This window comes from Steroidobacter sp. (assembly GCF_016790065.1).
GTDB lineage: Bacteria > Pseudomonadota > Gammaproteobacteria > Steroidobacterales > Steroidobacteraceae > Steroidobacter.
Window position 1 is genome coordinate 1 of record NZ_JAEUPY010000139.1, and the last position, 14,859, is coordinate 14,859.

The window sequence follows — 14,859 nt, forward strand, 5'->3', positions numbered from 1 at the left end:
CGATTCTGCGTGAGGTAGCTACGACCAGCGTCGCGCGACGCGAACCACAGCAGTCACTCACCACGCACCTGCCACCATTGCGGCCCCATCCGCTTGGCTTCCGGCCACACCTGATCGAGCGTGTCGGTTTCGAACAAGCGGCCGTTGATCATCACGTAGCGCAACGCCAAGGTGTTGCGGATGTCGTCGAGGGGATTGCGATCCAGGACCTGCAGGTCGGCGAGTTTGCCCACTTCGATGGAGCCGAAGTTTTTGCCGTGGCCGATCGCTTCGGCGCCGGTGAGAGTGCCGGCGCGAAGGGCGGCATGAGGACTGATGCCGCCGTCGACGAACGTCCATAGAGCCCAGTGCGCGCCGAGGCCTTGCATGGCGCCGTGAACGCCCAAGGCGATGCGACCGCCGGCGGCGAGCACGGCACGCGGTTGGGACACCAGCTCTTCAGTGCTGTACCTGGCCTGCAGCGGCCCGGTGCTGGCACCCACACTCAGGAACTCAATCTCCTCGGCGGGAAAGAAGCGACGGATCTTGGGATCACGATACAAATCGTGCGCGTAGACGAACTGCTCGAGTCGATCCTGTCCGCCGGTCTGTCCTTCCAGCAGCGTCGGTGTGATGGTGGTGCCGCTGGCCGCGATCAGTTGCGTCAAGTCGCGATAGTAGTTCGTCGCCGTCGTCATGTGCTCCTGACCGGCGTAACCGTCGAGGATGCGCGTCAGGCTGGACTTGAAATCGCTGTTGCCTTCGGCGGTCGGGGTCAGGCGATATTCCCTCGACGCTGCGGCCAACCACTGCATCGTCTGCCGATCGGCGTTGGTGATGTAGTCCTTCAACGTCTCGGTGCGATAGAACTGCGCGTATCGTCGAGCGATGGCTCGAGCGTCATCGAGACTGCGTATGTCATCTTGAATGAATACTCCACGACCCGTAGTGAAGTGACGCGGCCCTAGCACCGCTCCGCTGCTGATGCGATCCGAGTACGTCAGCGCATCCATTCCAGCCGGCTGCGGATCGCGCGTACTGGTCACTCCATACGCAAGATTGACTTGAAACTCCCACAGGTGAGTGCGATGAACGCCCCACGGCGGAGAGCCATGCCAATGCACATCGACGTAACCGGGCAGAATGGTCTTGCCGCTCACATCGATGACGCGTGCCTTCGCCGGAACACGCACCGAGCCCTGCGGCCCCACGGCGGTGATTCGATTGTCGGTGACGACGACATCAGCGTTCTCGATCACCTCGTCACCACGCATCGTGATGACACGCGCGCCGCGAAGGACGATCAAGCCCCGGGGCACATCTCGAGCCACGCGCAAGACCACTTCTTGACGTTGCGGATCGCGAGGCGAGGAAACATTCGTAAGCTGACGAAACAACGTGCTGCCCAGACTCCACGAAACGCTGCGACCATCGGCGCTCCACTGCGGAAAGTCCCCGCCATCGCGGCTCAGGCGCCGCAGCGGTGTCGCTGTCCCATCGGCTGGCAGCGCGATGGTAGGCGTCGCAGCCTGGTTGGCCGGCATATCCGCCAACCACACTTGATTGTTGAGTAACGCGAGCACCTGCTTCGCATCCGGCGACAACAACACCTCCGTCGCCAGCTCTGGTTTTGCGAAGCCAGGTCCTTCGATGCGCAAGACGCTGCGACGCTGTGAGCCATCCCATCGCACCGACACCAGCCCGTCCACAGGATCGGTGAAGTACACCTGCTCGGCATCGCCCGTCACAAAATGCGGACGACCGTAGTGCGACGACGCGCCCCAATAAGTCACCGGGTTGATGTTAGTAATGAGGGTCGCTGCGCCACCGTTCGCAGGCAGCCAGACCAGCTCACGGCTATTGCCGCGCCCGATGCCCTGATTCTCGTTGTAGAAGCTGAAACGTTTCGCCAGCAGCGAGCGCGCCGCGACGATTCGTTGACCATCGGGTGAGTACGCAAGCTTCTCGTAGAAATCGGGTGCGGTTGATATCCGCTCGGGTGCAGAACCAGCACGTGGCTGCACGCGCCACACACCGCCGCCCTCCGAATCATTCCAAGTCACGTACGCGAGATAGCGGCCGTCCGGCGACCACACAGGAAAGAACGCACCATCCGCGCCCGCGCTGACCTGACGAGGCGCAGTGGTTCGCCCATCGAACGTAGCAGCCTGCACATAGACACGGCCGAGTGCGGAAAACGCGAGCCAGCGACCGTCAGGCGACAACTGCGGCGCTTCGATGCGACGCGCCGTCACATGCTGCTCGTCGATGGGATAGTCAAACTGCGCGAGCGGTGCCAACTGCACGTCGACATCGGCAGTGAAGGGAATGGCCGTCGCGGCACCGTCCGGGACATTGATCCGCCAGAACTTGCCGTGATGAGTCATGATCAACGCGCTGCTGTCCGGCAAGAACGCCGCGCCTGGCAACAGATCGCGACGAGGCGCGACTTCCTGCGTGCTGCGATCGATATCCGATACCAGCCAGCGCGATTCACGCGTCTGCAAGTCCACCAGCTTGAGCCGCGATTGATTCTCCCAACGCGTGGCATAGACCACACTTCGACCATCCGGACTGAGCAAGGGGCGGACCGCGCTGTTCAATTCTTCAGTGAATGGCGCCGCGAAGCCGGTCGAACGATCGATCGCAGCGATCTGCCAGGTCGCGAAGCTGGGCCATTTCGGTTTGACCTGCACGGCCGCGAAGATTCGTTGCGGATCCGTGCCGAAGGCGGCACCCAAGACGCCTTGCGAAATGATTGTGCCTTTCAGCTCGGGCACCCCGCCCGTGAGTTGGCGCCCGGCGCCACCAGTGGCTGAGTAGATGAAGAGCTGATAATGGCGGCCATGACTCACGTTCTTGGTGCTTCGAGTCACGACGATCTCCTGACCGTCCGGCGTCCATTCCGGAGAAACGAAGAACGCGCCGCTCTCCTGCGTCAACGCGCGCACCTCGCCACTGCGTACATCCATGACCCAGATATTGTCAGCACCGCTGCGATCGCTCACGAAAGCAATCGAGTTGCCATCCGGCGAGTATCGCGGCTGGGAATCGAACGCCGTACCACTGGTCAAGCGCTGTGCCTTGCCGCCGGCAAGTGGCATCGAGTACAGATCGCCTACCAGTTCGAAGACGATGGTGCGCGCGTCAGGCGAGACATCGAGAGACATCCACGTTCCCTCGTCCGTGGAGAATTGCACACGACGGGAAGGTACAGGCGAGTCTGCGATCGCCTGGCCAGCGACACACAACGCGATCAGCGCGACGAACAAATGTTTCATGGAAGCTGCCATTACTTGTGTTGTGCCACTCTGGGCACGAGCAGGCTGCGGATTCGTTCCGCTTTGAATTCGATGCCGCTGACACGGCCGCGGGCATCGCGCTTGAAGAGCATTTGATTGACGCCGTCGAACAGGAAGTGATCTTTGCCGAGCGGCTTCGGCACACGCGCTGGTGCGTAACCCACCCGGACCTTCAGCTGTCCGTCAACGACACGCACTCGGACCACGGCGTCGAGTTCATCGCTGGCATAGTCGCCCACGTAGTTCGCCATGATCTCTGCGGTCGGCGGCGGTAGCGATGGCAGCTTCGACGGTGTGTCTTCCGCTGCAGGCTTGGCAGTATCGGCCGGCATCGACAGATAGCTGGCGAGATAAAGATCCGCGGTCTTTCTCGTCAATCCGCCAACCGCGATGCGCCCCTGGTTGCACAACGTCGCGACACTGAAGCCTTGTTCGGGGAAGCGCATGAGGAACGCGCTGTATCCGCCGAGCCCGCCGCTGTGCATGACGACTTTCAGCCCGCGGTACTCATCGAGAACCAATCCGTAGGCATAGTTGTTCGGCGTGCCGTCGTTCAAGGGCCGCACACTCAACACTCGTTCGATCAACGCCGGCCCGCCCTGACCGAGGGTGTTCTGGTAGAAATGATGTTCCCAACGCGCCAGGTCCGCGAGCGTGGTCAGCAGGCCCGCCGCACCGGTCGAATCGAAGTTGGTTCGCACCAAGCGATACCCGAGCCCTTCATTGCCTTTGAGATAACCCATGGCACGATCGGGCACGAGCTGCGCGGTGTCGTCGTTGTAGGGCGTGCTGCTGCGGTCACCGTTATAAAAGCCAGTGCGCGTCATGCCCAGCGGCTCGAAAATGTTCTCGGCGGCAAACTCCGCCAGCGACTTGCCGCTGACGCGCTTGACGATGAGCGCCAATAAGAAATATCCCGAGTTGTTGTATGAGTGCTGCGTGCCGGGCGTGAAGTTGAGCTGCTTCTGCCGCGCCAGGATGTCGACGATGGCCTCTTCCGGGATCGCCTCCGAAATGCTACGGCCCGACAGACTGATTAGATTCTGATAGTCACGCAGGCCGCTGGTGTGATGCACGAGGTGCTGGATCGCGATCTTGTGGCCGTAGTCTGGCAACTCCGGCACGTACTTGCGCACGTCGTCGTCGGGCGAGAGTTTGCCCTGCTCTTCCAGCAACGCGATCGCGGCCGCGGTGAACTGCTTCGAGACCGAAGCGATGTGCACGACGGTCCGCGGCGTCATCGGCACGTTGTGTTCGAGATCCGCCATGCCATAGGCACGCTCGTGAACAACCTCGCCTTTACGCATGACTGCCACAGCGCAGCCCGGCGAATGCGTGGAGTTGTACTCGGCGAATATTTTGTCGATCCCGGCTTCGAAACTGCGCCCGGCGGTTTCAGCGAAAGCCGGCGCGATGAATATGACGGACGCAGCGAGACAGCAAAGAATGCGCTTCATGGGTCGACCTGAGGAAGGTTCACGCGAATCGGTAGAGCACCGGGCGATCTCACCCGGTGCTCGCTCGTCGGAACGGCCGTCAGAAGCCGGTCGGAGTGACCTTCACGCCGAACATGTAGTTGCGGCCCGCGTTACGCATGATGATGGGAATCTGAAAGCCGCTCCAGATGTCCTCATCGGTGATGTTGTTGGCGTGCAGGCTGAATTGGAGACCATCGTTCAAGCGATAGTAGAGCCCGAGATCCACTCGCGTGAAAGCCGGCAGCTCACGCACATTGGTCGCTTCCGCAAATCGGTCGCCGACATAGCTCACGCCGGCGGAAATGCCGAAGCCGTCCAACGCACCGCCGCTCACGTCATAGCGCGTCAGCAACGATGCCGTTTGCTTCGGAGCATTCTGAAATTCCAAGCCCTTCTGCCCCGGCTGGTTCGACTTGGTCACTTCGGTGGGGTTGTAGCCGTACGACAGCATCGTGCTCCACTGCGGCAGGATGCGACCGGATAGCGCCAGCTCGATACCTTCGGACTGCAACTCGCCGGCGGGAACGAAGTAATTGATATCCACCGGGTCGCGCGTGAGCACGTCCGGCAGCACGATTCGATACAACGCCAGGCTGGCGACCATGTCGTTCGGCAGCACGTAACGTGCTCCGACTTCGATCTGCTTGGCCGTTTCTGGCTTGCCATAGAAGTCACCGTTGCGCAGTTGAATCGCGCCGCGCGGCAGGAACGATGTGCTGTGGTTCGCGTAGACCGTCCAGGCGTCCGTGAAGTCGTACAGTACGCCGAGCTGCGTGGACCACTCCTTCGCGTCAGTGTTCGGCAACTGAGTGACGATGCCGGTAGCAAATGCTCTGGACGTAGTCTCGCCTTGCGAATCGGTGTAACGCGCGCCGGCGATCAACGACAGATCGCCGATGGTGGCGCGCTCTTGCAAGTACACCGCGGCGGTGTTGGATTTGAAGAGCGAGCTGGTGGTGCGAGTCAGGATCAGCGGCTGCGTAATGGTGTAATTGGGATTGTAGACATCAAGCGCGGGAACGGCTCCGACCGACGGGCGATACGACCCGAGATGGCCGTAGCTCTCGAAATCCAGGTAGTCGGCGCCCGCAACGACACGATGAGTGATCGCGCCGGTGTCGAACTTTGCCGCGACGTTCACAGTAGCGGTATAGGCTTCGGTGCCTTGATCGCGAGGAGTGATAGTCCGCGTCATGGTGCGATTGTTAGCTGCCAGTGCCGCACCGAAACCGTCGACGCCTTCGCGTGCCACGTCCGCGTAAGTTACCTGCGCGTTCAACGTGAGGCTGTCCGAGAACTCATGCCTGAAGCGCACGCTGGCATCTCTGTATTCCTCGACCTGGTGCGTCACGCCTTCGAAGTAACCGCCGTTGGTGGCCATCGGAATGGGGCCGTTAGGGTTGGGCAGTAAGGTGCCGGGCGCGGGAATGCGGCCGTCATAGATGCCGTAGGGATGTTCCAACCGGTCGAACGTACCTTCGAGCGTCAGCGTAGTACGGTCCGAGAGATCGAACTTGATGACCGGCGCGACGAAGGTGGCTTCCTGTTTCCAGTGATCGACCTGCGTCTTACGATCCAGGTAAGACGCGTTGATTCGTGCACTGACTGCTTCACCCAGCGGGCCGCCGATGTCGAGCGAGCCGCTATACGTGTCCCAGCTACCACCCTGCAGATCGATTTCCGCGAAAAACTCGTCAGTGGGCTGCTTGGTCACAACGTTGATGACCGCGCCCGGTGCCATCGAGCCGTACGTGATCGACGAGGGACCTTTCAACACTTCGATGCGCTCGACATTGACCGAACTGATCCGGCCCGGCTTTACCGGGCTGGGAATCATGCCGTTCCAGGTGTAGCTCGCTGAGGAACCGCGCACATTGAAGTTGTTGCCCAAGGCGAAGTCGCCGAGCAGATTATTGGTGCTCGGCATGTACCGGATGACGTCGTCGATTCTCGGGGAAGGCACTGAGTCCAACACAACCGAGTCGAACACGGTGGTGGACTGAGGCACTTCGCGCACAGTGGTCTGCGCAGCACCGCGACCGTACACCGTGACGATTTCCAATTCATGCACGACCGAACTCTTTGCTTCGGAACGTGGCGGCGTATCGCTATAAGTCGCCTGTGCAATCTTGATCAAACCATTCGACGCGGCAGCCGACGTCGTCTTCGACGACGCGCTGGTGATGGCAATGGTGTTGGGCGCGGTCTCGACATAGCTCAGGCTGCTTTCGGAGAGCAACTGAGACAGTGCACGACCGACCGTGAGTCGACCCGTGACTCCAGGCGTGCGCCGCGCCTCGAGATCCACACCTTGCGACATGACTTGCAGCTGCGCCTGCTCGGAAAATTCAATGAGCGCACTGGCCAACGACTGCGCTTCGATCTTGAAATCGACCTGGCGTTGCTCGATGTCGGCAGCCGCGCCCCAGGATGAATAGAAAGCCACCGGCGCAAGCATCGACAAAGTTCGTAACTTCATTGCATCTCCTCCCCGGAATGTTTGTTGTTCGCGGGAACGACGTGCGAGACGCTCAAATCCGGCCCTGGGTCGGCCAAAAAAAAATCATCGATCGGCGGCTGCCTGCTTGCTGACCAACGCCACGCTGCCGTCTTCGAGCGGCACAGCGCGCACCGGGAAGACTTGTGGCAACGAAGAGATCCACTCGTCGACATGGCTACGGAAGATGGTGCCTGTGTAAGTGAGATCGGCGACGCGAGGGTCTTCGATGGTAAGTCGCGTCGACGCGTGGCGATTGATGACCTGCACGATTTCGCTCAGCGGTGCGTTGATGAATCTAGCGCGATCGCGCGACCAATCCTGCGCCACCACCGCCTTGGCCAGCATCGGCGGACTCGCAGGCGCGATCAGCGGCAACACCGCTTGCTGTCCTTCCGCGAGCATCAGATCGTTGCTTTCGTTGACTGGAGTCGCCGCCGCTTCGCTGTCCGGCGCGGCACTACCCGGCGTCACTTTCACTCGACCTTCGGTGACAGTCACCGTGACTCGATTCGCGCCACGTTGCACATTGAACGCGGTGCCGACCGCAGTCACACGAATGTCGCCGGCCTGCACGATGAACGGACGCAGCCGATTGTGGCGCACCTCGAAATAAGCCTCGCCTCGTTGCACATGAAGCGAGCGCTGCAGCGGCGAGTACCTCACATCGACCACCGAATCCGCGCCGAGCACCAGCGACGAACCGTCGTCCAGCGTCACCACGCGATGTTGATTCTGAGCGGACAAATACGTTTCGACCGAGTGCGATTGCACGCTCCACCACAAGCCGAACGCTAGCGCCAACGCACACACCGACGCCGCGATCGCAAACATGGGCACGCTTCTGCGCCCCAACTGCAGACTGAACGTGCGAGTCCTGCGCTTCAGCTCCTCACGATCCTGCTCCGGCAGCTCGCGGAAATGCATGCGCAGGGCCTGCACTTCTTCGAACGCTTTACGGTTCTCATCGGAGGTTTCGAACCATTCCAACCACGACTGGATGTCTTCTTGTTTCAGTTGCGGATCGTCGAGTCGCTGCAGCCAGTCGGCGGCGATGCCATAACGCACGTCGTCTTCGAGTTCCATACTCATAGTCATTCTCCCTGCTCCGGACTCACCTGCATCGATCGCCGGCAATGCAGTAGTGCGCGCGTGATGAATTTACGAACCGTGCGCTCGTCGACCCCGAGCTCCAGCGCCACCTCGCGCGGGCTGTAGCCTTCGACGACATGGCGCACGAACGCCTGACGCGGCTTCGGGGGTAGCTCGTTCAATGCCTGGCACGCCAGATCGAACTGCTGACGGTTGGTGGCCAAGGCTTCCGGCGGATCCATGCCGATGGGGTTGTCGAGCCAGCCGGCATCGGCCTTCTCCTGGACGAAGCGATGACGCACGCCTCGCTGGCGGGCGCGGTCCACGGTCAGATTGGTGGCGATCCGGAACAGATAGCCGCGCAGAAAGCCGATGGCGCCGGGCTCATGCAGCTGCAGAAGTTTCACATAAGCCTCCTGCGCCACATCCTGGGCTTCCTGTTCGGAAGCCACCCGAGCCCGCAGGAAATTCACCAGCGCACGGTTGTGTTCACGAAACAGCTGGCGCACCAAGACATGGTGTTCCGCCGGAATGGGCGCGTCGTTGGCGCCCTCCGGGACGGTGGCTGTAGGGTCCGGCGGTGACTCCGGCTTGGAACTCATACGCTTCGCGTGGCTGGATCAGGAACCGGAAGACGTGCGAGAGGCCAAAAAGCGGCCCTCTTTTTTTAAAATACTTCGATTCTCCGGCGCCGGCCAGCCGCAGCGGAGCGCCCACCGGCTGTGAGCCTCCCTCAGGCGCCCCAGACCCTCTGGTAGACCCGCAACCAATTCTCGCCCAGCACTTGATGAAGCTCCGCCTCGGACCAGCCTCGTTGCCGCAACCCCTGCGTCACATTGGGTAGCTCGCCAATGTTCTCGAAGCCACGTACATAGAACCAGGGCATCTGCTGGCTGTAGGCCTCGGGCACCATGATTTGACTGACTTCCGGCGCCAGGCGGCCGGACTGGTTGCGGCCGGAAATGAAATCCGGGCCCAAGCCGATGTGCTCCACTCCCACCAGTCGCTTCAGGTAGTCGTATTGATCCAGATGCCGCTGCAGGCTGACCTGCGGCGTCAGGGCGATGTGCGCATCGCTCGCCTTGCGCGCGTGAAAATCGTTGAAAGCAGTAAGACCAATCACACCGCCGGTCCTGGCGATGGCTTCGAGCAACCGATCGGTGGAGCACCTGGGGTTGTCATTGAGCGCCTTGATGTTGGTATGGCTGCAAATGACGGGCACGCCGCCCGAGATCGCGAGCGCCTCGAACGAGGTCTGCTCGTTGGTATGCCCGCCCACATCCAACACGATGCGCGAGCGGTGAATCTCTTCGACCAGCCGGTGGCCGGCACGCGTCAGCCCGACCTGGGGATCCAGACAACCGCCGCCGAAATCGTTGGCGAAGTTATAGGCGATGCCACACAGGCGCAGCCCCAACTCATGGTACGCACGCAAATTCTTTGGCACAGGCTCGCCATCGACGATCAACGACTCCGCCGACTGCCAGCCCGACACGTGCGACAGCTTGCCCTGTTGATGCAGTCGCCGAATCTCACGCACGCTGCCCGCCGGCGCAATCTCCGCCGAGTGCTGATCGAAGAAAGTCAGCATGGCCGCAAACGCGTCGAGACTGCCGCCGGTGCTTCTATGCATGCAGCTCACGCCTCCCTTGCGCAACAACTGCAGATACTCCGGAGTCAGCGACGACGTATCCAACCCATTCACCACCAGCGTCGAACGCTCAGTGGACGAAGCAACGGCATCGTTCGTCGCTCGCGCTGTCATCCCAGTGACTGCTGCCGCCACTCCACACGCCACGAAGCCGCGTCGATTCATGATGGTTTTCAAGGCAGCTGCTTCGCGGGCAGGCGCTCGAACGTCGCGTTGAATGCAACGAAGGACGTCACCTTACCGCTGGCGTCGAGACCGAAGCTGGGATATCCGCCCGGCCCCGCTCGGTTCGCTGGATGCAGCCGGAACACATCATGATGCCAAGGTTCCAGTACGCCGGAGAACGCCCCCGCGCCGGCGAACCGCAAAGCCAGCCGGCCATTTTCCAACCGAATGCTGATGGGCCCGGAATGCAGCTGACGATCTTCATAGTCGCCGACATATTGATCGAGCGGCAGCGAAGGTGGCGCGTTCAGTAGCCGCGACTGTTGCATCTTCTCTTCGCTCGAGCGCGCTGCCTCGTGGGCGCTCTGCGACTTGGCAAGAAACGCTTGGCTCCAATCGCGAAGTGGTCCACCCAGCTGCTGATCCAACGCGCGAAACGCAATCGCCTTGTTGAAGGCCTGACTGTCGCCAATCAGATTCGGACTGTTCGACAACACCGCGACGCCGATACGCCGCTCCGGCAGCAGCGCGACATATGCGGGAAACCCAAGAATGCCGCCGCTGTGCGCGAGGTGCAGTTGCCCTTGATAGTGCGAGCGGATCCATCCCATCGCATAGCCTTCGGCGGGCCCCTCTAGAGGGAACTGATCGCGCGACTCGTCGGTGCGCAGGTTTTGCGTAGCATGCAACTCACGAACCGTCGCCGTGCTTAGAATCTGACGCTCGCCGAGCCGCCCTTCATTCAAATTCATCCGCAGCCAGTTGGCCATGTCGCTGGCACAGGAAACGATCGAGCCGGCCGCAGCCGCATTGTCGTAGCTCTGCCAAGCAAGCACCGTGGCCGTTCCGTTTGCATCCAAGACATGCGGCATGGCGACGTTGGCATCACGCGCGTCGCTGCTGTTAGGCCGCCCCTCCGCAGCCGACCCTTGAAAAGTCGGAGTCACAAACCGGGCATCCCAGAACTCGTACGGGCTGGCGCCGCTGCGCTTCATCTGCAACGGCTGCAACAGGCGTTGTTTGACGAATTCATTCCAACTCATCCCGGAGACTGCGGCAGCGACCTCGCCCGCTACGCCGTACAGCAGATTGCTGTAACGGTACGAATCGCGAAACGCAGCTTCCGGCGTGATGTAGCGCAGCTGGCGCATCGCCTGTTCGGCACTCATCACGCTGAACACGAAATAGGGCGACTCTTGAATGCCGCTTCGATGCGTCACCGTGTCCCGCACGGTGATGTTTCGAGTCAACCATGGATCGCCCAGCTGCAGCTGCGGCCAGTAATCCACCACCGGATCGTCCCAACGCACTTTATCTGCGTCGACCAGCACGCCGAGCGCCGCCGCGGCGATGGCCTTACTGGTGGAACCGATCTGAAACAAGGTGTCGGCATCGACCGTCTCCGGCTTGCCGATCTGTCGCAGCCCGAATCCTTTCAGATACACGACTGCGTCGCCTTGCACGACGACGAGCGCGACGCCGACGTTCCTCCAGTCAGCTCGCGCCGCCTCGACATATCGGTCCAAGTGCGCGCGGTTCTGGTTTTCGTTGGGCGCCCGCGCAGCCATTGCGGGGGCACCCAATGACGCTAGCAGAGCAGCGCTCCACGCCGCAGCTCGTGTCGTGATCATCATCGCTTCATCACCTCAGAAGCGATAGACGAGCTGACCCATGACGGTCCGGGCCGGATTGACGTGGACACCGAACGCGAAGCCGTTATAGGGCGGCGCGGCGTAGTACTGCTCGTTGAAGAGATTGGTCACGGACAACTGCACGCGCCAGTTCTCAGCGTTGCGATACACGCGCAAGTCCACTTCGGTGTAATCGCCGAAGTCGTACACCAGCGGCAAACCGTTGGTGCCTAGTGCGGTAAAGAAAGTTTCGCGACCCGCTCGATGCACGACACCGCCACCGATGCCATACCCACGCAGCGCCCCGCCTTGCACTTCGTAGCTGGTGAACAAGCTGGCGCCGAATTTGGGCGCCTCAGGCGGCCGATAGCCCCGGTATTCGCCGTCCGTGAACTCGGCATCCATCCTGCCGAGCGCGGCGAACACTTCCCAACCCGGCAGCACGGTGCCCTGAAACTCGACCTCGATGCCGCGGCTACGCTGCGTGCCGATCGGATCGACGAACACCGAGTCGGGCCGGCCCTGCGTGATGTTGTTACGAGTCATCTCGAACAGCGCCAGCGAATAGGAGAAGCGGTTCGAACGCACGCCCTTCAAGCCGATCTCCTTGGCGACGCCTTCCTCGGGATCCGAGAAAGTATTCGGAGCGGTCAGGCTGGTCTGCGGTTCGAACGTTTCGCCGTAGCTGGCGTAAACGTTCAGTTCCGGAGTCAGCGCATAGGTCACGCCCGACTGGAATGTGAATACGTCGGTGTCCAGATCAACGATATCGAAGGCCGTGGCCCGCAGATCGGCGAGCGCGGCTGCGGAACGCGTGTTGTCACCATTCTCGTCCATGGAGTAGCGACCGCCCACCAGCACCGTGAGCCGGTCGATCGGTCGGATAAAAACCTGCGTGGTGACGCCGAGACTTTTCTGCCGCAGCTGGCGCTCGAAATAAAACGTGTAGTCCGCCAGGCTGGCGGTGGGCGACACGGCGGTGTTGAACGTCGGGTCGAACACACTGGGACTGACCACGTCGGCCGACGAATACAACAACGGATTGTCGATCGATGAATAGTCCACGCCCAGGAACACGGTGTGCGCGCGGCCGAAGGCTTCGATGTCGCCGAACAGATTGATCTCGCCGCCATCCAGCGTGAAGCGATTGTCGTTGCGCTCGTTGAAAGCGCTCAGCGGCACGCCATCGGCTTGGAAATTGCCGGCCATTTCCTGATGCACGATGAAATTCTGTTCGTTGTGCTGCAGGTTCGCGCGCAGCTTCCAGCCATTGTCGAAGCGATGCTCCAGGCCGGCGTGCATCAGCGTCGACTCGAAATGCGATTTGTTCCAACTCGCGCCGTTGAAATGCGAGCGTGGCAGCTTCGGTATCACCAGCAAGTCAGGATCGAAGCCGTTGGCAAAACCGTCGAGGATGTCGCCGAGATACTGCAAGCCGGCGCCCCACTGCGGCGCTACATCTGCCTCCTGGTAGTTCACCCGCGCGTACACCGAAGTATCCGTGCCGATCTGGTAGCGCAGCGTCGGCGAGAACACCGTCGTTTTCTTGCTCGCATAGTCCAGGAACGATTCTTCATCCAGCCGCGCGGCAACCGCGCGATACGCAAGTGTGCCGTCCTCGTTGATAGGACCGTAGACATCGGCATCGATCCGGTAATGATCGAAACTACCGACCTCCGCCTTGAACTCGCCACCGAACTCGCTCTTGGGCATCTTGGAGATGGCATTGAGCGTACCGGCCACCGAGTTCTGTCCATACATGGTCGAGGTGGCGCCCTTCACCAGCTCCAGCCGTTCGAAGGCGGCCAGGTCGACGCTGATGCCGCTGCGCAAGCGGAAGCCGTCGATCTTCAGCGCGTTGTCGCTCTGCTGCCGGAAGCCACGAAAGAAATTGATGGTCCAGTTGTCGGTGCGATGAATGCTGCCGCCGGTCGGGTCGACCTTGTACACATCCTGGAATTCCTTGATAGCGGCCACGTCCATCACATCGCCGGTGATCGCGATCACGGTCTGCGGAATATCCTTGATGGCCATCGGCACCTTGAGCGCAGTGCCGGCTTCCTGATCGTGGAAGCGCACGCCTTGCACGATCACCTCGGTGATTTGTTCACGCTCGTTCTGCGCCCCGTTGGCCGCCTGCGCCAACTGGATCGAGTTTCCGGTCGCCAGCCATGCGGTCGGCCGAATGCCCGGGCTGGCTCCGGCGCTGCGTATCTCCACCGTGCGCGCATTGGTAAACGTGTATTCGAGATCGGACGCCTCCAGCAGTTTTTTCAGCGCCTGCTCCGGCGTATAGCTGCCGACCAGCCGCGGGGCGGTGACGCCACTGGTGATCTCGGTGTAAAACACGATGCGCAGGCCCGCCTGCGTCGCCAGCTGGTTGAGCGCATCGATCATCGGCTGCGACTGCACGTCGACCTGCACTGCCCGCCCGGCGTTGGCGGGCGCCTCGTTTGCCAAAGCCGCGGTGCCGGCTGCCATGAGCCCAGCCGCCATCCAGACCACGCGTTGCTTCTTCATCGTTGCCGTCCCCAAGTTATTGTTCCAACCCGTCCGTCACCGAGCCATGCCAGCAGCTCGGATATCAGCTACAGAGGACTTCGCGGGCAATTACACAACAGCAACTGCAAGATTTGGTGGCCAGGCAGACTACCCGAGCAATTGCTGTTGTAGTTTTACCTTAGAACCCCTCATTAGCTTGAGAGTGGCGTCGATTCAGCGAGGTGCAGGCGTGGTGTCGCGCAGGGGCGATGAAGACTTGCAGGAGGAGCAACGCTCCGATGACGTGAGTACCCACGAGTACTGGGCGACTCTGCACCGCTTTCTGATGAGGCATCTGCGCAACGCGCAGGACGCGCTCGATCTGGCCCAGGAGACCTATGTCCGCTACTACCAGCTCCCCGACATCGAGGTGGTGCTCAAACCCAGGAGCTATCTGTTCCGGGTGGCCCAGAACGTGGTGTACGAGTTCCGGCTGCGACGGCGGCGAGAGCTGGAGGTCCTGAGCATCGATTCGGCCCTGTTCGACCTCGAGGCCAACAAGGCCATCGACCCGGCGAACCTC

The 14,859-nt window shown here is 61.3% G+C and carries 9 protein-coding genes; 1 reads left to right on the forward strand and 8 read right to left on the reverse strand.

Annotated elements, in window-relative coordinates; all coding sequences use genetic code 11:
* Window positions 1-53 precede the first annotated feature (53 nt).
* From JNL55_RS05910 to JNL55_RS05945, 8 genes are all read right to left on the reverse strand, one after another.
* Window positions 54-3,272 carry an amidohydrolase family protein gene (locus tag JNL55_RS05910; protein WP_293850627.1) on the reverse strand — a complete coding sequence of 1,073 codons (3,219 nt, stop codon included), beginning with the start codon at window positions 3,270-3,272 and terminating at the stop codon, window positions 54-56.
* Window positions 3,272-4,738: a serine hydrolase domain-containing protein gene (locus JNL55_RS05915; protein ID WP_293850630.1), complete on the reverse strand. Its 1,467-nt coding sequence runs from the start codon at window positions 4,736-4,738 to the stop codon at window positions 3,272-3,274. Before JNL55_RS05915 ends, JNL55_RS05910 begins: the two co-directional genes overlap by 1 nt.
* Window positions 4,739-4,817: 79 nt before the next feature.
* Window positions 4,818-7,238: a TonB-dependent siderophore receptor gene (locus JNL55_RS05920; protein WP_293850632.1), complete on the reverse strand. Its 2,421-nt coding sequence runs from the start codon at window positions 7,236-7,238 to the stop codon at window positions 4,818-4,820.
* 84 nt (window positions 7,239-7,322) lie between these two features.
* Window positions 7,323-8,348 carry a FecR family protein gene (locus tag JNL55_RS05925; RefSeq protein ID WP_293850635.1) on the reverse strand — a complete coding sequence of 342 codons (1,026 nt, stop codon included), beginning with the start codon at window positions 8,346-8,348 and terminating at the stop codon, window positions 7,323-7,325.
* A 2-nt stretch (window positions 8,349-8,350) separates the two neighbouring features.
* Window positions 8,351-8,950 (reverse strand): RNA polymerase sigma factor, encoded by a 600-nt coding sequence (locus tag JNL55_RS05930; RefSeq protein WP_293850638.1) that lies wholly within the window; start codon window positions 8,948-8,950, stop codon window positions 8,351-8,353.
* A 131-nt stretch (window positions 8,951-9,081) separates the two neighbouring features.
* The gene (locus tag JNL55_RS05935) at window positions 9,082-10,176 is read right to left on the reverse strand and encodes a dipeptidase (protein ID WP_293850641.1); all 1,095 of its coding nucleotides are present in this window, start codon (window positions 10,174-10,176) and stop codon (window positions 9,082-9,084) included.
* Window positions 10,173-11,798, reverse strand: coding sequence for a serine hydrolase (locus JNL55_RS05940; protein ID WP_293850644.1), 1,626 nt, complete (start codon window positions 11,796-11,798; stop codon window positions 10,173-10,175). Before JNL55_RS05940 ends, JNL55_RS05935 begins: the two co-directional genes overlap by 4 nt.
* Before the next feature lie 12 nt (window positions 11,799-11,810).
* Window positions 11,811-14,315, reverse strand: a complete 2,505-nt coding sequence (locus JNL55_RS05945; RefSeq protein WP_293850646.1) for a TonB-dependent siderophore receptor — start codon at window positions 14,313-14,315, stop codon at window positions 11,811-11,813.
* A gap of 184 nt (window positions 14,316-14,499) precedes the next feature.
* On the opposite strand from JNL55_RS05945, the gene JNL55_RS05950 reads away from it, so the two are divergent.
* A partial coding sequence (locus JNL55_RS05950; RefSeq protein ID WP_293850649.1) for an RNA polymerase sigma factor occupies window positions 14,500-14,859 on the forward strand: 360 nt, incomplete at its 3' end.

Coding starts and splice junctions, on each gene's coding strand:
- JNL55_RS05940 (WP_293850644.1), bottom strand. CDS start 11,798: ATGATGATCACGACACGAGCTGCGGCGTGGAGCGCTGCTCTGCTAGCG.
- JNL55_RS05915 (WP_293850630.1), bottom strand. CDS start 4,738: ATGAAGCGCATTCTTTGCTGTCTCGCTGCGTCCGTCATATTCATCGCG.
- JNL55_RS05925 (WP_293850635.1), bottom strand. CDS start 8,348: ATGAGTATGGAACTCGAAGACGACGTGCGTTATGGCATCGCCGCCGAC.
- JNL55_RS05930 (WP_293850638.1), bottom strand. CDS start 8,950: ATGAGTTCCAAGCCGGAGTCACCGCCGGACCCTACAGCCACCGTCCCG.
- JNL55_RS05945 (WP_293850646.1), bottom strand. CDS start 14,315: ATGAAGAAGCAACGCGTGGTCTGGATGGCGGCTGGGCTCATGGCAGCC.
- JNL55_RS05920 (WP_293850632.1), bottom strand. CDS start 7,238: ATGAAGTTACGAACTTTGTCGATGCTTGCGCCGGTGGCTTTCTATTCA.
- JNL55_RS05910 (WP_293850627.1), bottom strand. CDS start 3,272: ATGGCAGCTTCCATGAAACATTTGTTCGTCGCGCTGATCGCGTTGTGT.